Source organism: Anaeromassilibacillus senegalensis (assembly GCF_001261775.1).
Lineage (GTDB): Bacteria > Bacillota > Clostridia > Oscillospirales > Acutalibacteraceae > Anaeromassilibacillus > Anaeromassilibacillus senegalensis.
Genome location: NZ_LN868536.1, coordinates 428,571 through 449,505, shown reverse-complemented (window position 1 = coordinate 449,505; position 20,935 = coordinate 428,571). Strand labels below are relative to the sequence as shown.

Here is a 20,935-nt window from a genome sequence, read left to right as displayed (position 1 = left end):
GATATCGATACAGACCTTTTTATGGACATTCGCATTGGCTCTGGTTTCCTGCTTTACAGAATACCAACTGGCCAAGCTGCAAGATATAAAACATTTGAAAGAGAAAAAACGGAGGCTGGTGCTCGGCTGTTTAAAGGTTGTCTGGATTGTAACCGGAACGCTGTTTGGATTTCCGTTGCCCTTGTTCCTGCTCGGCATAGGAATATTCTGTTGGCTGAGTGCGGTTTCCACTTACCAAATAAACAGCAACGCGTTAACAGATAGTTTCATTCTCTTTTTGTTATTTTCCTCTTTATCTCTATTTCTTCTTTCCGCTGTATCTTTGGCCTGTCGGATCAGCATGACTGATGTCAGTGCGCATTTTACGCTCCGCATGGGGATGATCCTGCTGCTTCAATTGGCTTTGGGCGCAGCAGCTGATTTTGTCAGGCATTTTCTTATTTTTCCAAGCAATATGGAACGCGACCTGCAGGAAGATCACTTCTTTCTCGTCTTTTTGGCAGGTTGTGTCCTCTACGTTTTCGCAGACTCTTTTATCGGCCTGTCGGACGTTTATCATACCACTGTATCCCTGCTGGTACTCTCCGGCAATTTTTTGCTCCTGACCCTGCTTATCCTGTTCCTGCATCATAAGTGGTGGATCTTTCATCAGCGCTGGCTGGAAGAGGAGCACGAACAGCTGTCTGCGGAGCGGAAAAAAGCGCACCTCAAGAGGGAACAACTGCAGCGTTCCCTGTCGTGTGATGCGCTGACCGGCTGCTTTTCCCGGCATTTTATTGATGAAAAAATTCAGGCATTCCAATCATCGGGAAAATCATTTTCCGTCGCTTTTCTCGATATGGACGGGCTTAAAAAGATCAATGATCGAGACGGGCACGCCGCCGGAGACTGTCTGCTGATCTATTTCAGTAAACAGCTGCGGGCACGGCTGCGAGACGGGGACCTGTTGGCACGTATCGGCGGCGATGAATTTTTGCTGGTTCTTCCCGACTGCTCAGAGGAAAACGCCCAGAAGCTGCTGACACGCATCCGCAATGAACTAACAACCCCAATGCCTCCCGCTGTTTCAGTTTCTTTCAGCTTCGGTGTAGCATCTGATTTACATAAAGACACCGCCGCCATCATCCGCGACGCTGACCGCGCCATGTACCACGATAAAAGCCGAAACAGCAAAGGGGGCGTTTCTTAACATGCCTCAGTATTTTTTGATCCTCTTTGGCTGCGCGCTCTCTTATTTGTACTATCATTGGCAGCTGTTCTCTTTTTTTGATGATTGTTTAGATCAAAAAAGAAAACTTCCATGGGTGATCGGATCGTTCCTTTGCAATTATATGATATTCATTATCTGCTCTGTCACACAGCTGCACCTGATCCTCAACTGGTCGCTCTTTTTTCTGGCGTTATTGCTGGAAATCGTGTGTATCTACCGTCGGAACGCAATGATACATGCGTTTTTCGCCTTCATTGGGACGCTGACCGGTCTTGCATTGAACATTTTATTCCGATGCCTTTTTGCTCTGGTTTTAAATAAACCCCTGTCCGTCTTTGACAACCGCACCCTGCTTTCTGAGAATATGAAACGCTATCCGATTCTGTTGGGATTTCTCCTGACCGGCCTGGTCCTGCATTGGTGCCGCAAACGGAAACTTCACAAAAAACTGCAGATTCTTTTGACAGACCAGGGCAGTATTCGCTTTCTCGTCCTGGCACTAAGCGTTTTATATGTTTATCTAGCTTTAAATCTACTGACCTATTACACCGAAGGAAGCGATCTTCCCATGAAGCTGTGGGGAATCAAATCCGTCGTCTTTGTGGAAGCCGGTCTGATTCTTACAACTGTTTACTGCGTCCGCATCAGCCAGCTCAATCAATATGCAACCCAAAACAAACGGGAACGGGAAGCGCTTTTGCGGGAAAAGCAAGAGGAAGAAACCATTCGTACACTTACATATACCGACACACTGACCGGGTGTTACAACCGCAAATATGCCGAACAGATTTTGGAACAGATCTGGGCGTCAAAGTCCCACTTCTGTCTTTGCTACGCTGATCTGGACAGATTAAAAAGAATAAACGACCAATATGGGCACGGTGAAGGAGATCTCTATTTAAAGACGGCCGCTGACATCTTCCGGCGGTTCGTCCGTGGGAACGACTACCTGTTCCGCTTTGGCGGGGACGAGTTTTTGCTTCTTTCTTTTGGATTGACACCTGAAAGTGCCACGCGGCGAATGGACCAGATCAACCGGGCACTGTCCGACTTTTACGCCGTACATAATCCGCAAATGGAGGTATCCATTAGTTTTGGTGTAGCCGTCCGGGAGGAAGCGGATGGTATGGAAACTCTGCTGCATCTGGCAGACAGCCGGATGTATGCCCATAAACAGAGCGCGCAGTCTTGCCGTCCATCATAACAGACATCTATTTTACGTAAGCATCGGTTTACTTTGTGAACCGATGCTTTATGTTACTAATTTATAAATAAAAGTTATCAAATAAATTGAAAAATATTATACGATACAACTAATATATTCTAAATAGTAACTAAAATCACGCCAAAATCGTTTAATCTAAAATCACAATAAACTTGGTCTTTATCTCATGTTCATTGTCTATATTTGTCAAAAAAGGGGGGATAAAATTAGCACTGACAAACAATGGATTCGGAAAAGAACCAACGTTCACAAGAGGCTTTCCGCCTGTTTTCTTTATGGAAAACATACGGAAGACGCTCTTAAAATCGCAATTGGATTTGGAATGTGAAAGAAAGTTTGCAAGGAGGCGTGAAAGTTGAAAGCAAGTTCAAAGAAACCGTTCCGGCATATTCTCTCTCTGGTGCTGGCAGGCATGCTCACTCTCAACACCTGCAGCGCGGCGCTCGCGGTGACCGCCCCAAACGCTGCGCAGGACAGCCCATTCGCGGGAGAATTATGGTACGACCAAATTGAAACGCCCGCTGAAAATCAGGAGCCGTATCATGCACAGTTCATTCCTTACGAGGACGCAGAAACCGCATTGGCAAATGAGGCGTCTGTTCTGGACGATAAGGAAGGCTCTGCTTACTACCAGCTGTTAAGTGGAAAAGATTGGGACTTTACCCTGGTACAGACGCCGGCTGAAGCGGTCGAAAAGGACGCCGCTTACCTGGCGGCAGAATTGGATGAATCCGCAGCGGCGGATTTTAATCCGGAATATGTGCCGCAGGCATGGCAGACCTACAAGGATGAAGACGGTAATTTTGAGTACGATGAACCGATGTATACCAACCACGGCTATCCGTGGGGCAGCTTGGGCGGCACCGATAACTTTGAGCGCATCGATTACGTCAATCCCCATGCGCCAACGGTGTACAACCCGGTCGGTTACTACCGGACGACCTTCACCACACCCAAAGACTGGGATGGAAGAGAAATCTTCATCTCCTTCCAAAGTGTGGAATCGGCTTATTATCTGTATGTCAACGGCGAGTATGTCGGCTATTCCACCGACAGCTTCACCGCCCACGACTTCAACCTGACCCCGTATTTGAAACCCGCGGGCGAAGAAAACACCCTGGCATTAAAGGTACACCGCTGGTCCATCGGCAGTTACCTGGAGAACCAGGACTATATCCGTCTGAGCGGTATTTACAGGGACGTCTACCTCTATTCCAAGGATGCAGTTGAAATCCGCGATTTCTTTGTTAAAACGACTTTGGACGATCGGGCAGACGTAAACAGTGACGCCACGCTGGATCTGGAAGTGGACGTACGCGGCCTGCACAACGCAGCGGACGGCGACTACTCTGTGGACGCCACGCTGTTCAACATGAACGGCGCACAGATTGGTAAAGCACAGCTTCCCGCCGTCACCATTCCCGCAACCGCCTCCAGCAAAGAGATGGAACAGGAAGCATTCCTGGCAAAGGTTGCGGGCACCGGTATCACCACAAAGGGTTCCATCGACGTGAAAAATCCCGCCAAGTGGTTCCCGGATACGCCAAACCTTTACCTGCTGCTCATCGAGTTGAAGGCAGAAGACGGAACCGTCATGGAAACCGTTGCACAGCGAGTCGGCTTCCGTGAAATCTATAAGGTCAATATCAATGAAGCCGGCCAGGAGCAAATGCAGATCAACGGCGAAAAGATCACGCTCCGCGGCGTCAACCGCCACGATACGGACATTGAAAAGGGCCATGCGGTAGACCGTCAGGGCTATATTGAAGAGCTGCTGTTGATGAAACAGTACAATGTCAACGCCATCCGTACCTCCCATTATCCCAACGACAAGATTTTATACGAGTTGTCCGACGAGCTGGGGCTCTATGTCTGCGCGGAAGCAAACATAGAATCCCACAGAGGCGGATTCGCTCCCAGCTCCGGCGGCGCGATTCCCTCCGGCCACAAAGAATGGGTCCCTCCGGTCTTCTACCGCACGATCAACATGTCGGAGCGCTATAAGAACCACCCGTCCATCATTATGTGGTCCCTGGGCAACGAGGCAACTTATACCTCCGTACCTTTGGACGACAACTACTGCTTCTGGGTAACCTCTCAGTACCTGCTGGAACGTGACCCGGGTCGTCTGAGAAAGTACGAAAGAGAGTCCAGCGGCTATTATGGCCACTATTACTACAAGTCCAGCAACAGTGCAGACCCGATGGATTACAGTGAGCGCAGCCGCAATATCGTTGATATGTACAGCACACAGTATCCCTCCGCTGCCAGCATTGAAAGCTACGCGAGAAATGCCAATAACAAGTGTCCGTACATTCAGTCCGAATACGCACACGCGATGGGCACTGCCTTGGGTAATTTTAAAGAATACTGGGATGTTACCCGCGCCTACGAGAACTCACAGGGCGGCTTCATTTGGGACTGGATTGACCAATCCGTCGGCACACCGGTACCGGATGACGTCGTTACATACGCCGTTTCCGACATAAAAACCGGCACAGAGGCCATCCCGAGCAGCGGCGCTACCTGGGTAGAAGGCCGCAACGGGACCAAGGCGGAAAAGGGCGGCTATCTCAGCATTTCCCGCGGCACAAACCTGAAGGCAAAGGGCGACTCTTTGACGCTTGAAGCCTGGATTAAGCCCGCCAATATTCCCGCCTCCGGTGACCAGGGCTATATCTCCACCGGCGACAACGGCTGGGGCCTGAAGATCAACGGCAGAACCTCCAATAAGGTCTTCGAGTTCTTTGTAGACGGCTGGCAGAAGGGTACCGCAACCGCGGCGCTGCCGGACAACTACCTGGACGGCAACTGGCACCAGATTGTCGGCGTCGTAGAGGCAGACAAGAGCCTGCATATCTACTGGGACGGCGAAGAGCTGGAAAACACCGGCGCAAAATCCACCACCGCCAACGCGCCTTTTGACGCTTCCAACGATGTACTGACGCTCGGCCTTGATTCCGCGGCCTCCAGCCGTATTTTCACCGGTGCGATCGACAGCGTCCGCGTCTATCAGACCGCGCTGACCAAGGAAGAAATTCAGTCGGCTGACCGTACCAGAGACGATGAAAACGTCGTTTACTGGATGGATTTCAGCGAGGAGGAAATGGTCGCCAAATCTACCAATTATCATTGGTTGCAGGATAAACTGGGCAACGATTATTGGGGCTTCGGCGGAGACTGGATTGACAAAAATTACAACGACGACGCGTTCTGCGCCAACGGTATTATTTATGCGGACCGTACTGTCAGCCCGAAACTGATCGAAGTCGGCAAAGTCCATCAGCAGGTCAACTTCTACGACGACGGCAAGGCCATTGACGGCGAAGTGCGTGTTGTCAATGAATTTGAAAACAGCAACCTGACGGACTACGATATCATCTGGAAGCTGACAGAAGACACAAAAGCAATTGCGGAAGGAACTATTACTGACAGTATCCCCGCCCTGTCTGAAAAGACAGTACAGCTGGAGCTGCCGGACATCACCCCGAAGCCGGGCTCTGACTACATGCTGGACTTCAGCGTACAGTATAAAGAAGACAAAGCCTGGGCCAACGCGGGCGATGAACTTGCCTTTGATCAGCTCCCGCTGACCTATCAAACCGGTGCGCAGGACGGCATTGACCTCGACGCAATGGCAGAATTCAGCACTGTGACGGATACGGATACGGAGCTGAAGATGGAAGGCACCACTGCCGCCGGCCAGACCTTCTCTATCACCATGGATAAATCGTCCGGCGTCATCACCAATTATTCCGTCGCCGGCGAAACCGTCCTGAAAAAGGGACCGGTTCCCAGCTACTGGAGAGCACAGACCTATAATGACAGCACCAACAGCTTCCCCGTTGGCTTGAAAAATGTGGAAGACAATATGTCCAATGTACAGGTCAAAATTGAGAAGAACAACACCAACAAAATGATTTCTGTCGCGATTTCTGAGGATTTGCCGGTCGACGCTTCCAACTATGTCACCTATGACATTTACAGCAACGGTGAAATCGTCGTCAACAACCTGTTTGTGCCCAAGAGCAACTTTGCTCCCGGAGGCGGCAACCAGGCGGCGCTACCGAAGGTCGGCATGCGTATGCAGGTTGCGGAAGGCTACGAAAATCTGGAATACTACGGACGCGGCCCGGATGAAAACTATTGCGACCGTAAGACCGGTTATAGAGTCGGCGTATACCAGAGCACCGTGGACGATCAGTTTGAATACAAGCTGATGCGTCCGCAGGAAAACGGCAACCGCACCGACGTGCGCTGGACTTCCTTGACCAATGACAAAGGCAACGGCCTGCTGGTCACAGCTGACAGCGTTATGGAGACCTCCGCACAGCATTACACTGCGGAAGAACTGAACAGCGGCACCTATGGCAACCCGACCTACAGGCATCCGTATCAGGTTCCGATGCGCGAAGACACCATCTGGTGTATCGATTATAAGCAGCGCGGCCTCAGCAACACGGCGTTTATGGGTCAGGTTCCGCTACCTCCGTACCGTCTGGACACGGATAAATCCTACACGCATACCTTTAAGATTTCCCCCATCGTAGCAGAAACAGACAAGATGGCAGAAAGCAAGATCGCTTTTGCGCCCAACATCGCCGTTTATCTGATTAACGACATCAAGGTCAATGGAAAATCCCTCGCCGGATTTGATCCGATGATCAGCGAGTACACGGTCGAAGTCGAAGTGGGACAGGAGCCCGTGATCGACGTCACTGCAGCCAACACCAATGTCGAAGTACAGATTGAGCAGACGGAAGACGGCGTTGTCATCAAGGCTGTTATGCCGTCCGGCGCGTCAAGCACCTATACGCTCCACTATCGCTGGGTTGTTTCCGAGTACGTAAGCGATGTGGTGGATCCGGAGACACTTTCCGAATACATCTTCCTGGATCAGGCGCCCACCGGGGACAAGATTCAGATCAAAGTGAACGGACAGTATACGACTTTTGACAAGGGTATTACCTTCAACACAGAGGGCGGCGGAAATGTGGAACGCCCCACCGTGGAACTGGCGATCCCGGTTGCCGGCAAAAATTATACCAGATTCCGCGCGCTTGCGGCAAGCGATAAGAGCACACCCGGCACGTACGGATTTTATGTCGTTTACAGTGCGGACGCCGCTGGAAACAGAACGCAGCTCTATAGCAGCGGCGGCTATTATATCACCAACGATGCGGACGCAATGGAAATCGACGTTGCCATTCCCGACAATTGCGCCTCTCTGATTCTGTACAGCCAAAGCTACAGCTATACAGATTACAGTTACTTGGACTACGCAGACGCCAGATTCGTCAAAGACGCGCCTTCCATTCACAATCTGACTGTCAACTATGGCAAGAGTGTGGAGCTGACGGTTGACGGCGAGGAACAGAAGCTTGCCAACCTGATCGGTTCTTACAGCGCCGATGTCAATGCGGACGACAACGTGGCTCTCAGCTTTACCCCGAGAGTGCTTGGCAGAGAGCTGGCCGGTGTCTCCATCAACGGTGAGGCGGTTGAGGTCGACGAAGACTTCGACGTCAACGCGTTCGCGATGGATTACGTCATGCCGAATAAGGATACCACCCTAAACTTCGCATTCACCGTCGTCAACAAGCTGATCCTGCGCACGGTCATCGAAAAGGCGGAAGCGCTCGTCGGCAGCAAAGAGCTGGAAGACTCTCTGCCGCTCGTGCAGCAGAAGTTTGCGGATGCGCTGAAGAAAGCAGGAGATATTGAAGCCAAGAAGGACGCGACCCAGAAGGAAATTGACGACGCCTGGAGCGCGCTGATCAAGACCATGCAGTACCTGAGTTTCCAGCCGGGCGACAAAACCATTCTCAAGGATAAGATCGACACGGTTGAGATGATGGAAGAAGACGACTACACCAGCGAAACCTGGGCCGTCCTGATGGAGGCCCTGGAAGAAGCAATCGGCGTATATGAAGATGAAAACGCCATGGAAAAAGAGATCAACGAGGCCGTTGACAAATTGATCCAGGCGACCGACAATCTGAAGTACAAGGCCAACTTTGATACTTTGCTTACGTTGATCGCGGAAGCGGAAAAGGTCGCAGCGATTTTGGACCAGTACCTCCCGATCGGTCAGGAAGAGTTCCTCGCCGCCCTGGATGCTGCCAAAGCACTGGATCCCGATACGGCAACAAAGGCCGATGTGGACCGGATGATCGACCGTCTGACGAAAGCCATGGGCGTACTTCGTTTGATTCCGAAGAAGGATGCACTGCAGTCTCTTGTCGACGACGCTGAGCGGATCGACACCACTCGCTACACCAGGGAAAGCGTTGAGAATCTCCAGAGAATGCTGCAGATCGCCAATGACACGCTCGATGATCCGAATGCAACGCAGGAGGATGTGGACAACGCAGAAGCCGGACTCCGCGGAGCCATTTACGGCCTGAAGGAGAACGGCAACCACAATACGCCGAACACCAACAAAGGCACGGGTACCAGAACGCCGAACGTCGGAAACAACACCTATGGCTCTTCCGGTATCGCAGCCGCCAATTCCAGTTTGGCCGCCCCGTTTGTCCGTTCGGATACAACGGTGGACTTCACTGTCAGAAGAGGCACTGCATATTGCTTCAAGATGACTGTGGTCAACGGAAACGGTTTGGTCCCGAGCTTTACTGTAGGCAACGGCAGTATGCTGAAAACGCAGTATGTAACACAGATCGGCAATGACTTCTACTTCAGAGTCTGGGCCATCGGCACACCGGGCCAGAGCACCGGCGTGTATACCGCCTTGCCGGGCCAGAATGCCGTTAAGCATTGCACCATAACGATTAGCTGATTGTTAACACCGGAAATCACCGTAGCTGTGAATGACGTTGTACGTCCGATGAAACACTGCACGGTAACGATTGGCTGAAAAGCCAAACAGGCTAATGAAACGGGCCGCCGGAAGCACTGCCTGACCGGAGGCCTCCCCTAAAACGATCCTATCCCAGACGGCCCGCCCGCTGTGAAATTTCACAGCGGGCGGGCCTTTTTTCCGGGAAACAAAGCACGCTTTCCACAAAACTTGATTGAAATGGTTGACAAACACAATAAGTGCTCATACAATAATTGTATATACAATTATTGTATGAGCACTTATGATGTAAGGGGACTTGACCATGATCAAAAGAATTGCCGCCTATATAAAGCCTTACCGCCTGCAGGCGGCTCTCGCCATCTTCTGCATCGCCGCGGAAACCATGTTTGAATTGATTATTCCACTGATTATGGCGGACATTATCGACGTTGGTGTAAAGTACGGCGACAAAACGTACATTTTTGAAAAAGGCGGGGTGATGATCGCCTGTGCGTTGGTTGCATTGGTTCTGGGAATTGGAAGCGCCCGGTTTTCTGCCGTCTGTGGGCAGGGACTCGGCGCGGAACTGCGAAAAGCGGAGTACCGCAAGCTGCAGGAATTTTCCTTTGCCAACACCGACCACTTTCATACCTCCTCGCTGATTACCCGGCTGACCAGCGATATCACCACCATTCAAAACGCGGTTGCCACCGGCCTCCGCCCCGCGTTCCGCGCGCCCATGATGATGATAACCGCCATGATTGTCTCCTTCATCATCAACGCACGGCTTGCGCTCATCTTTTTGGTGGCGGCGCCTCTGCTCGGCGTCATGCTGTACCAGATCATCCGCCACGTACGCCCGCTCTACTCCAAAATGCAGGGCGCCATTGACCTGGTCAACCGTACGATTCAGGAAAATCTGACCGCGATCCGGGTAGTCAAGGCCTACGTGCGCGGCGATTATGAGATTGCCAAGTTTGAGGAAAGCAACAACAACCTGCGTTTCACCTCAGAAACGGCGTTCCGTCTGGCGGCTTTAAACATGCCTGCCATGCAGTTGGTCATGTATGCAACCATTTTGTGCATCCTCTGGTTCGGCGGACAAATGATCCAGGTGGGCGGCATGGAGGTCGGCGAGTTGACCGGCTTTTTAAGCTATGTTCTACAGGTTTTAAACTCCCTGATGATGATTTCCAGCGTCTTCATGATGCTGACCCGCTCTCTGGCCTCTGGAAAGCGCATTCTGGAAGTAATGGACGAACCCATCGATTTGACCGATGAAAACGCAAAGGATCTTTCTGTAACGCAAGGCGATATTGTTTTTGACCATGTCTATTTTAAATATAAAAAAGAAGCCAAAGAGTATGTGCTCTCCGATGTTTCTTTTCACATTAAGCCCGGCCAGACGGTGGGCATCATCGGTCCCACCGGCTCCGCCAAAAGCACGCTGGTTCAGTTGATTCCGCGCCTGTATGACGCGACGCAGGGAACCGTTCGGATCGATGGTCATTCCGTCGCGGAGTATCCTCTGCACCATCTGCGCGATGCAATCGCCATGGTTCTGCAAAAAAACACGCTGTTCAGCGGTACGGTGAAGGATAACCTGCGCTGGGGCAAGGAAGGCGCGACCGATGCGGAAATCGAAGCCGCCTGCCGCATTGCCTGCGTGGACGAATTCATCGGGCGTCTGGAAAACGGATATGAAACCGAGCTGGGACAGGGCGGCGTCAATGTCTCCGGCGGACAAAAACAGCGGCTGTGTATTGCCCGCGCGCTGCTGAAACAGCCCAAAGTCCTGATTTTGGACGATTCCACCAGCGCTGTCGACACCGCCACAGAAGCGAAAATCCGCCAGGGTATGGCAGAATCACTGCCCGGAACCACCAAGATCATCATTGCACAGCGCATTTCCTCCGTTGCACATGCCGACCAGATCCTCATTCTGGATGATGGAAGAATCAACGCGGCCGGCACCCATGAGGAGCTGTTAAAAACCAATCCCATTTATCAGGATATCTACCATTCACAGCGGGAAGGAGCGGGTTTATAATGGCGACACCGAAAAGCCACGGCTACAAACGGCCGAAGGATACCAAAAAGACCCTGGCCCAGCTGTTTCACTATCTGGGTGTGCACAAGCTCGCACTGGCTGGCATAGCTGTTCTGGTGTTCATCAGCAGTGCCGCCAACATCCTGGGCACCTACTTTTTAAAACCCGTCATCAACGACTACATCCTGCCGGGCAACATTTCCGGCTTAGTCGTCGCGCTTCTTCTGATGGGTGCGATGTACGGTGTGGGCGTCCTCGCCACCTGGGGCTATAACCAGCTGATGGTTCACACCTCTCAACAGGTGGTCAGCGAAATTCGCGGCGATCTCTTCCGCCATGTGCAGACGCTCCCCCTCTCCTACTACGACGCACACACGCATGGCGAATTGATGAGCCGTTTCACCAACGATGTGGATACTTTGACCGAGGCACTGAACAACAGCTTTGCTCTGCTGATCCAGAGCGCAATCATGATCACCGGCACCATCGCCATGCTGTTGGTTCTCAACATTCCGCTCTCCCTGATCGTCGTCGCGTTCCTGGCCGCCATGTTCCTGTTTATCCAATACAACAGCAAGCGCAGTAAAAAGCACTTTACGGAACAACAAAATCGATTGGGCGACATCAACGGATTTATTGAGGAAATGGTTAGCGGCCAAAAGGTGGAAAAGGTCTTTAACCACGAGGAGCAGGATTTTGCCGAGTTCTGCCGCCGCAATGAGGCGCTTCGCAAAGCGTCCACCAGAGCGCTCTCCTATTCCGGCCTGATGATCCCCACCATCGTCAGCCTGTCCTATTTTAACTATGCGGTTTCCGCCTGCGTCGGTGGCTTGTTCGTGCTCGGCGGGATGATGGATCTGGGCGGCCTTGCCTCTTATCTGGTCTATGTCCGTCAGAGCGCCATGCCTCTGAACCAGTTTACCCAGCAGATCAATTTCCTGCTCTCCGCGCTCTCCGGTGCGGAACGGATTTTTGAGATGATGGCAGAAAAGCCGGAGATCGACGAGGGCGTCGCCACTCTCTGTAATGTTGTGATCCACGAGGATGGCAGCCGGAGCGAATGTACGGAGCACACCGGCCAGTTCGCCTGGAAATATCCGCTGCCCAACGGTATGACCGAACTGATTCCCCTGCGCGGTGACGTGCGCTTCTTTGGCGTTACGTTTGGCTACAAGCCCGGCAAGACGATTTTAGACAACATCAGCCTGTTTGCCAAGCCCGGCCAGAAAATCGCTTTTGTCGGCTCCACAGGCGCGGGAAAGACCACCATCATCAACCTGATCAACCGCTTCTATGAAATCAACGGCGGAACGATCACATACGACGGCATCGACGTGCGGGACATTAAGAAAGACGACCTGCGCCGCTCTTTGTCCATGGTAATTCAAGACACGCATCTCTTCACTGGCACCATTGCGGACAACATCCGCTACGGCCGGCTAAAAGCGACCGACGAGGACGTTGTGAAAGCCGCCAAGCTTGCAAACGCTGATTCGTTTATCCGCCGTTTGCCGGACGGCTACGACACGCTGCTGCACAGCGACGGTGCAAACCTGTCCCAAGGACAGCGGCAGCTGCTGGCCATTGCGCGCGCGGCGATTTCCCGCCCGCCGGTCCTCATTCTGGACGAAGCCACCAGTTCTGTCGACACCCGAACGGAAAGGCTGATAGAAAAGGGAATGGATGCCTTGATGCACGGGCGCACGGTTTTTGTCATTGCGCACCGGCTGTCCACCGTCCGCAATGCGGAAGCCATCCTCGTTCTGGAAAAAGGAAGGGTCATCGAGCGCGGCAGCCACGATGAGCTGCTGCAAAAGCAAGGCCGCTATTATCAGCTTTACACCGGCCAGTTTGAGTTGGAATAAAAGGAGCGCATAACATGAAAGACCGTTCAGAGGTTCGGAACACGCTGTTTTCCATCAGCCATGCATGGAAAAAGCTGTTGCAGCCGCGTTTTATCGAGTTGGGCCTGACGCTTGGACAGGGACAGCCCCGCATTCTGGCCAGCCTGCTGCAACAGGAAAATGTCACACAAAGAGAATTGGCGGACGCCTGCCATTTGGAAGCGGCAACCCTATCCCGCGTATTGGACCATATGGAAAAAGCGGATTTGGTCAACCGCCAGCGCGCCCCCGACTGCCGGCGCTCCTGGCAGATCACATTGACCGAGAAAGGGCGGTCAACCGCCCGGGAAGTCCAGCGTTCGTTTGACGAAGCAGACGACAAAATCTGGTCCGGTTTTTCCGAGAATGAAATGGAACAGCTCCTAAACGGATTGGAGCGGATTTATCAGAACCTCCGGGAACTCTAAAAACCGAAGCGTGATCCCCTTGTGCAGCCGGCATTTCCGTAAATCCTGCCCGGAAGCACTTACGAGCCCTCCTTTGGCAATCAACTTCTCATAGGCCTTCTGCGATATGAGAAGCTTTTTTCGGATTAACGCGGAAACCTTTATGGGAAACGAATAGGCACTTTTTATCTCCAGCTCCACATTCTCCCCGATCGCAAAGCTGTCCCCAACAACTGTATAACCGGGCAAGCCGGCCTCCGCGCCGTTTTTGTGCAAAAACGCGACATCCATGGCATATTCCTCAGCAAGCGCTTTGTCGTTGCAATGAAACCGGTCCAGCCGATCGGGCGGCAGGGATTGTGGAGAAACCCGGGAGTAAACCGTGGCGTTCCAGGTGGTGTCGCAATGCGGACATTTATAGATCAGCCACACATCCAGGTATTTTCGCTGGGCATTAACACGAAATTGTTCGGAACAGGTAAATTTCGCTTTTTCGCTGCATTTTTTGCAGTATCGGATCGCGGCCGGTAAGGTATTATATTGCAGATTCCATGTGACTTTTTTCATTATTGTAACCCTTAGCTTTCAAAAACAATGGACGCAAAAGATCTGCATCCTCTGCGTCCATTGTAGCAAGACAGCACTGCAAACCCTACCTAATTTTCTTTTGATAAATAAACATAAGGAAAGGGCCTGTATCAACATTGGCAGAATGCATAAGAATTGGCTCAATTGACGATTCCCTCCGACGTCGGGGGAGTCGTTCTTATCTTGCCAAAAACTGATGCAAACCATGCAGTGTGATACAGGTCCTTTTATTCATTCTGTTCTCTTTTTTGCTGGCCAATAATTCTCTGGATACTTTTTAAAGACAGAAAATACCGATTCGCCAGGGATTCCATCCGCTCTCCGGCAACGTAGTCCGCGAAGATGCGTTCATTCCGGTCCAGCAGCTCCTGACGGATTCGGGTTGTTTCTCCCCAGCTCTTTTTGCGATCCGTAATCCTGGGAATATAGAGAAACTCCCCATCGACATACTCCTGAATCTTTTCCAGCAGCTCCTGAGGCAGTATTTGTGTTGCTTTTTTATAGCTCATTTTGCGCTCCTGATATACTTTTATGATCAGAACAGCACAGGCCAACGGCAACACGCGTTGCTTATCATTTCAATTGTCACGTCAGCCCTGCTTACGCAACCATAACGATCGGATTCAGCATAAATTTTCAACCCTCCTGACGTTCCGTTTGCTATTTATTTTAACACAATGCGGCACGAAGAGATACCCCATTTTTATTTATGAACGATCTTTGCTCCATGTGAAAGATCTTGGTTTCTCAATCCTGTCTCTCCTGATGTGGATATCATCCTGCGCGGAATTTGCCCGATCATACAGTCTAAGAGACATTGAGAAAAAATATTAAAAGACGCCTCTTTTATTCGAACAGGCCCCATAAAAAAAGACAGCCTATTTGTCATCCTTTTACTGCCCATACTATATTCCCTGCCAAACCTTTTCACTCAATATTCTTTTTAACAGGGCAATTCCAACTCTTTTTAAACTCTGTCTTACACGTGAAAAAAGTAGACACCACATTTGTGCGTGTCTACTTTCATCTTATCAGGTGCACTTTCCATGCCCCGGCGCTCTTCTTTTATAAAAAAACTATTTTTGTTACGCTTTGTCCGTAATTTCCTGCTGTACCTTGGCGATGAATTCTTTCACACCCATGCTGCCCAAATCGCCGTCTTTGCGGCTGCGGACCGCAACATTCTCCTGCTCTGTCTCCTTATCGCCGACAACCAGCATATACGGAACCTTTTGGAGCTGCGCCTCGCGGATTTTATAGCCGATCTTTTCGCTCCGCAGGTCGTTTTCCACGCGCAGGCCAGCGCTGACCAGCGCCTTTTCCAGCTTTTCCGCATATTCCTGGTTGCGCTCGGAAATCGGCAGAATTTTGACCTGCACCGGGGCCAGCCACATCGGGAATGCGCCCGCATAATGCTCTGTCAGGATGCCAATAAAGCGCTCAATGCTTCCAAACACCACGCGGTGGATCATAATCGGGCGGTGCTTCGCGCCGTCCGCGCCGGTGTATTCCAGCTCAAAGCGCTCCGGCAGCTGGAAGTCCAGCTGGATGGTGCCGCACTGCCAGGTTCTGCCGATACAGTCGGTCAGGTGGAAGTCGAGCTTCGGGCCATAGAATGCGCCGTCACCCTCGTTGACCTCGTAATCGTAGCCCAGCTCCACAATGGCGTTGCGCAGGGCTTCCGTTGCCGTTTCCCAAACGGACTCGTCGCCCATGTGGTCCTCCGGCATTGTGGAAAGCTCAATGTGATACTTAAAACCAAAGGTGCTGTACACCTGGTCGATCAGGCGGACAACGCCCTTGATCTCGTCCTTGATCTGATCCGGCGTCATAAAGATGTGCGCATCGTCCTGCGTAAAGCAGCGCACGCGCATCAGGCCGTGCAGCGCGCCGGAGAGCTCGTGGCGGTGTACCAGGCCCAGTTCGCCGATCCGCAGCGGCAGGTCGCGGTAGGAATGCAGCTTTGTCTTATACACCAGGATGCCGCCCGGGCAGTTCATCGGCTTGATGGCAAAATCCTCATCGTCGATCATGGTGGTATACATGTTCTGCTGGTAGTGGCCCCAGTGGCCGCTGCGCTCCCAAAGCTTGCGGCTCAGGATCATCGGGCTGGAAATTTCCTGATAGCCCGCCTCACGGTGAATCTGACGCCAGTAATCGACGAGCAGGTTTTTCAGCACCATACCCTTCGGCAAGAAGAACGGGAAACCCGGGCCTTCATCCATAATGGTAAACAGCTCCAGATCCTTGCCCAGCTTTCTATGGTCGCGCTTCTTGGCCTCCTCCAGCATGGTGACGTATTCGTCCAGCTCGGATGCCTTCGGGAAGGAAATGCCATAGACGCGCTGCAGCATCTTGTTGTTCGCGTCTGCGCGCCAGTAGGCGCCCGTGCAGTTGAGCAGCTTAACTGCCTTGACCTGGCCCGTGGTCATCAGATGCGGGCCGGCGCAGAGGTCCGTAAAGTCGCCCTGCCTGTAGAAACTGATCTTCTCCCCCTTGTTAGAGTGCTCTTCAATCAGTTCCACCTTGTAGATCTGGCCGTCCTTCTCCATCATCTCTTTGGCCTCTTCCGGGGTCAGTTCAAACTTCTCCAGCGGAAGGTTCTCCTTGATGATCTTCTTCATCTCGGCCTCGATCTTTTCCAGGTCCTCCGGCGTCAGGGTGCGCGGCAGATCCATATCGTAATAGAAGCCGTTTTCGATCGCCGGGCCGATGGCAAAGACCGCACCCGGGAACAGGTGCTTGACCGCCTGCGCCATAATGTGGGAAGTCGTATGCCAATAAGCGTGCTTGCCCTCCGCGCTGTCAAACGTAAGAATTTCCAGCGCGCAGTCCTTCGTCACCGGGGTGCGCAGGTCGACTGCTTCCCCGTCGATTTTTCCGCCGCACGCGGCTTTGTAGAGGCCCGCGCCGATGGACTTTGCAATTTCCGCGACGGTCGTTCCGGCTTCATACTCCCGGACGTCGCCTTTTAACGATACTTTTACCATATTTTTATACTCTCCCTTGCATATAATCTTCCGAATAAAATAAAAAAAGCCCACCCCTCGCAAAAGGGGCAGGCTGTTCCTGCGGTTCCACCCTGATCTGGCAGCAAACGGCTGCCCTCATTGCGGCCTGTAACGCGGCCAGACGGCATGCCTTACACGAACCATTCGCTTGCGGCACACACTCAGAGGCGGTGGCCTTTGCAAACTCCCCTGCCGCACACGCTTTCAGCTAATGCGTGCACTCTCTGCTGCCGGGAACCTGCGGCTTCCTCATCAACGCTTTTTCCTTTGAAATTAATTTAATCTTAGCACCCGTTATTCGGATTGTCAAGTGAAAAGTCCCTCCCTTTTTTCCCCTCGATTAGAACATTCTTCCCTATTTAATTCTACATAATAACAAAATAATATTTTATTCATAATTTATACATATTGCCCTCAAAATTCTTGACATTCAGGTATAAAACGTAATACAATTACTTCTATGATGCAAATGTTTTGCACCGTGGGCGTAACGCACCCACGCAATACCATTGTAACGATTACAAAATTTTCAGGGCTTGGCTGTTTATAACACCGGCCATCCCCTGAGGAAACGCTGAAACAACCCGCATACAATCACGCCGGCGGCTTTACATCCCCGGATTTTGTGTTAAAAATACCTTGAAATAACGGATATAGAGAATGGATAGGCTTATTTTTTGCGCGTTTTTTTACCGGATGACACCGGCGTAATTGCGCACGGTTTGCGTCAGCGCTTCCTTGCAAAATCAAGACAAGGAGGTGCCAACAACTTTGATCCCTATTGTAGTATGTATCATCATCGCGCTGCTGTGCGCGGTGATCTCTGGCGTAATCGCTTTTTTGGCAGGTGTGAACCACCGGAAGAAAATTGCTGAATTTACCATCGGCTCCGCGGAGCAGGAGGCCAAACGGATTGTGAGCGACGCGATCAAGACCGCGGAGGCCAAGAAAAAAGAAGCCGTTTTGGAAGGCAAGGATGAAATTCACCGTCAAAGAGCGGAAGCGGAAAAAGAGCTGAACGAACGCCGGAAGGAAGTACAGCGGCAGGAACGCCGCATTCAGCAAAAGGAAGAAACACTTGACAAAAAGCTGGAGAGCTTAGAGGCAAAGGACGAGATTCTCAACAACAAAAACAAACAGGCGGACGAACGCCTAGCAGAAGCGGAAGCTGTGAAGAAGAGCCAGTTTGAAATGCTGGAGCGCATTTCCGGGTTCACGGTGGAACAGGCAAAGGATTTCCTCATGAAAAACCTGGAGGATGAACTCACGCATGAAAAGGCCGTCAAACTCATGGAGTTTGAACAGCAGACACGCGACGACGCGGAAAACTCCGCGCGCGAAATCATTTCCATGGCTATTCAGCGTTGTGCGGCAGACCACGTGGCGGAGGCGACAATTTCCGTTGTGCCGCTGCCCAACGACGAGATGAAGGGCCGTATCATCGGCCGCGAGGGACGGAATATCCGCGCGATCGAGACAATGACCGGCGTCGACCTGATCATCGACGATACACCGGAGGCCATTACGCTGTCCAGCTTTGAGCCGGTCCGCCGCGAGGTGGCCCGCATCGCACTGGAGAAACTGATTTCCGACGGCAGAATCCATCCCGCCCGCATTGAAGAAATGATTGAAAAGGCACGCCGCGAGGTGGACGCCACAATCAAACAGGAGGGCGAACGCGCCATCATCGAGGCCGGCGTAAACGGGATTCATCCCGAGCTTGTCAAGCTGCTGGGTCGTTTGCGTTACCGCACCAGCTACGGCCAGAACGTTTTGAACCATTCTTTGGAGGTCGCGTACCTGTCCGGCGTCATGGCGTCGGAGCTGGGTCTCGACCCAACCATTGCCCGCCGCGCAGGTCTCCTGCACGACATCGGCAAAGCGCTTGACCATGAAATCGAAGGCTCGCACGTCGACATCGGCGTTGATGTGGCCCGCAAATACAAGGAAAGCGAAACGGTTATCCATGCCATTCAGGCTCACCACGGAGATGTGGAAGCCAAGACCGTCATCGCCTGCATCGTACAGGCGGCGGACGCCATTTCGGCTGCAAGGCCGGGCGCGCGGCGTGAAAACCTGGAAAATTACATCAAGCGTCTGGAAAAGCTGGAGGGAGTCGCTTCTTCCTTCGAGGGTGTGGAGCGCTGCTACGCCATTCAGGCGGGCCGCGAAATCCGCATCATGGTGAAACCGGACATCATTACGGACGACCGGATGATCCTGCTGGCGCGGGACATCTGCCAGAAGATCGAGAACGACCTGGAATATCCGGGCCAGATCAAGGTCAACATCATCCGCGAGAGCCGCGCGATCGAATACGCGAAATAAACAGACCCTATTTTGCTTGTACGTAGAGCGAAATGTGTTTTTCCGCTTTTCTGAAAAGCGGCGGTTTCCAAAGGCAGCGCCTTTGGTCGTTCTCCGCAAAGAACGAAACTTTTTTTCCTGAGAAGAGCGAGTGGAAACGAGTGATATGGTCCTTTACGGACCTTTTGCGTTGCCGGGCAAACTTTCGGGGCCGTTGCAGAATTCAAACTGCAACGGCCTCTTTATTTAAAATGCCGTTCTCAGGCAATACTGGATACAGGGGGCGATTTTATGCCGCGCTACGCCATGCTGGCGCAGGGTAGAGTACAAGGCGTCGGATTCCGTTGGGCTGCCCAGCGGAACGCACAGGCACGCGGGCTGACCGGGTGGGTCCGCAACCGGGCGGACGGCTGTGTAGAGCTTGAGGTACAGGGGGATTCCCCTGCCGTCTCGGCGTTCTCCGCCGCCCTGCACCGCGGAACCGGCTACAGCCGCCTGGAGCACCTGGATATCCGGGAAATTCCGGAGCTTCCGGAGGAACAGGGATTTCGTGTGCGCTATTGACTGAAAACAGAAAAAGGGATGAAAATATGAATATTCTCGCAATCGGGGACGTGGTCGGCAGTATCGGCTGCAAATTTCTGCGCGCCCATCTGCCCCAGCTCAAAAAATTCAAGGGGATCGACCTTGTGATTGCCAACGGAGAAAATTCTGCGGACGGCAACGGGATCACGCCCACCTCTGCAAATTTCCTCTTTGACAGCGGCGTGGACGTGATTACAGCGGGCAACCACACTTTTCGCCGCAAAGAAAGCTATGAGTTCTTCGACTCCTGCGAATCGCTGCTGCGTCCCGCCAATTTTCCAGCAGGCGCGCCGGGCCGCGGCTCCTGCGTGGTGGATATGGGCCGCATCCAGGTGGGCGTGATCAACCTGATGGGCGTTGTATACATGGAAAGCATGGATTCCCCGTTTGATGTCGCGGACCGCATTTTATCCGAAGGGATGCCGAAAATCACGCTGGTGGACTTCCACGCGGAGGCCACCGGGGAAAAACGCTCCCTCGCCTACTATCTGGATGGGCGCGTTTCCGCCGTATTCGGTACGCACACCCATGTGCAGACAGCAGATGAATGCATCCTGGAAAACGGCACGGGGTATCTCTCCGACCTGGGGATGACCGGACCGGTCCACTCCGTTCTGGGCGTCAAACCGGAACTGGTGATTCAGAAAATGCGCACCAAAATGCCTGTTCGGTTCGACATCGCGGACGGCCCCTGCGAGATGGACTGCGCACTGTTCCATATTGACGAAAAAACTGGGAAAACACTGGAAATTGAGCGCCTGCGCCTCGCCTGATTCCGACAGAAAGCAAGATAATTCCCATATATTTTCCGCATCATATTGCAAGTCTATGCAAAATGTTTTATGATTAGAGTGTAAAAATTCATAG

The 20,935-nt window shown here is 52.2% G+C and carries 12 protein-coding genes; 9 read left to right on the top strand and 3 right to left on the bottom strand.

Annotation, left to right across the window (positions count from 1 at the left end):
• Positions 1-94: 94 nt before the first annotated feature.
• From BN2106_RS04360 to BN2106_RS04335, 6 genes are all read left to right on the top strand, one after another.
• Positions 95-1,189, top strand: a complete 1,095-nt coding sequence (locus tag BN2106_RS04360; protein WP_207641693.1) for a GGDEF domain-containing protein — start codon at positions 95-97, stop codon at positions 1,187-1,189.
• Between the two features lies 1 nt (position 1,190).
• Entirely contained in the window at positions 1,191-2,414 is a 1,224-nt protein-coding gene (locus BN2106_RS04355; RefSeq protein WP_050697342.1) for a GGDEF domain-containing protein, read from the top strand.
• A 376-nt stretch (positions 2,415-2,790) separates the two neighbouring features.
• Positions 2,791-9,234, top strand: a complete 6,444-nt coding sequence (locus BN2106_RS04350) for a glycoside hydrolase family 2 TIM barrel-domain containing protein (protein ID WP_050697341.1) — start codon at positions 2,791-2,793, stop codon at positions 9,232-9,234.
• Between the two features lie 325 nt (positions 9,235-9,559).
• The gene (locus BN2106_RS04345) at positions 9,560-11,287 is read left to right on the top strand and encodes an ABC transporter ATP-binding protein (RefSeq protein ID WP_050697340.1); all 1,728 of its coding nucleotides are present in this window, start codon (positions 9,560-9,562) and stop codon (positions 11,285-11,287) included.
• Positions 11,287-13,152: an ABC transporter ATP-binding protein gene (locus BN2106_RS04340; protein WP_050697339.1), complete on the top strand. Its 1,866-nt coding sequence runs from the start codon at positions 11,287-11,289 to the stop codon at positions 13,150-13,152. Before BN2106_RS04345 ends, BN2106_RS04340 begins: the two co-directional genes overlap by 1 nt.
• 14 nt (positions 13,153-13,166) lie before the next feature.
• Complete coding sequence (locus BN2106_RS04335) at positions 13,167-13,598, top strand: MarR family winged helix-turn-helix transcriptional regulator (protein WP_050697338.1); 432 nt, start codon at positions 13,167-13,169, stop codon at positions 13,596-13,598.
• Here BN2106_RS04335 and BN2106_RS04330 read toward each other — a convergent pair.
• From BN2106_RS04330 to thrS, 3 genes are all read right to left on the bottom strand, one after another.
• Complete coding sequence (locus BN2106_RS04330) at positions 13,554-14,144, bottom strand: DUF1062 domain-containing protein (RefSeq protein ID WP_050697337.1); 591 nt, start codon at positions 14,142-14,144, stop codon at positions 13,554-13,556. The two genes, BN2106_RS04335 and BN2106_RS04330, sit on opposite strands and share 45 nt — an antisense overlap.
• Before the next feature lie 248 nt (positions 14,145-14,392).
• Positions 14,393-14,674 (bottom strand): CD3324 family protein, encoded by a 282-nt coding sequence (locus BN2106_RS04325; protein WP_050697336.1) that lies wholly within the window; start codon positions 14,672-14,674, stop codon positions 14,393-14,395.
• Positions 14,675-15,250: 576 nt separating this feature from the next.
• Positions 15,251-17,155, bottom strand: a complete 1,905-nt coding sequence (gene thrS / locus BN2106_RS04320) for a threonine--tRNA ligase (protein ID WP_050697335.1) — start codon at positions 17,153-17,155, stop codon at positions 15,251-15,253.
• A 792-nt stretch (positions 17,156-17,947) separates the two neighbouring features.
• Here thrS and rny point away from each other — a divergent pair.
• From rny to BN2106_RS04305, 3 genes are all read left to right on the top strand, one after another.
• Positions 17,948-19,504, top strand: a complete 1,557-nt coding sequence (gene rny, locus BN2106_RS04315) for a ribonuclease Y (protein WP_242846245.1) — start codon at positions 17,948-17,950, stop codon at positions 19,502-19,504.
• A gap of 270 nt (positions 19,505-19,774) precedes the next feature.
• The gene (locus tag BN2106_RS04310; RefSeq protein WP_050697334.1) at positions 19,775-20,047 is read left to right on the top strand and encodes an acylphosphatase; all 273 of its coding nucleotides are present in this window, start codon (positions 19,775-19,777) and stop codon (positions 20,045-20,047) included.
• Between the two features lie 26 nt (positions 20,048-20,073).
• Positions 20,074-20,841: a TIGR00282 family metallophosphoesterase gene (locus BN2106_RS04305; RefSeq protein WP_050697584.1), complete on the top strand. Its 768-nt coding sequence runs from the start codon at positions 20,074-20,076 to the stop codon at positions 20,839-20,841.
• Positions 20,842-20,935: the final 94 nt, after the last annotated feature.

What these genes read in the sequence shown, in the direction of transcription:
- BN2106_RS04355 (WP_050697342.1), top strand. Translation starts at nt 1,191, where the DNA reads ATGCCTCAGTATTTTTTGATCCTCTTTGGCTGCGCGCTCTCTTATTTG.
- BN2106_RS04345 (WP_050697340.1), top strand. Translation starts at nt 9,560, where the DNA reads ATGATCAAAAGAATTGCCGCCTATATAAAGCCTTACCGCCTGCAGGCG.
- BN2106_RS04340 (WP_050697339.1), top strand. Translation starts at nt 11,287, where the DNA reads ATGGCGACACCGAAAAGCCACGGCTACAAACGGCCGAAGGATACCAAA.
- BN2106_RS04335 (WP_050697338.1), top strand. Translation starts at nt 13,167, where the DNA reads ATGAAAGACCGTTCAGAGGTTCGGAACACGCTGTTTTCCATCAGCCAT.
- BN2106_RS04330 (WP_050697337.1), bottom strand. Translation starts at nt 14,144, where the DNA reads ATGAAAAAAGTCACATGGAATCTGCAATATAATACCTTACCGGCCGCG.
- BN2106_RS04325 (WP_050697336.1), bottom strand. Translation starts at nt 14,674, where the DNA reads ATGAGCTATAAAAAAGCAACACAAATACTGCCTCAGGAGCTGCTGGAA.
- thrS (WP_050697335.1), bottom strand. Translation starts at nt 17,155, where the DNA reads ATGGTAAAAGTATCGTTAAAAGGCGACGTCCGGGAGTATGAAGCCGGA.
- BN2106_RS04310 (WP_050697334.1), top strand. Translation starts at nt 19,775, where the DNA reads ATGCCGCGCTACGCCATGCTGGCGCAGGGTAGAGTACAAGGCGTCGGA.
- BN2106_RS04305 (WP_050697584.1), top strand. Translation starts at nt 20,074, where the DNA reads ATGAATATTCTCGCAATCGGGGACGTGGTCGGCAGTATCGGCTGCAAA.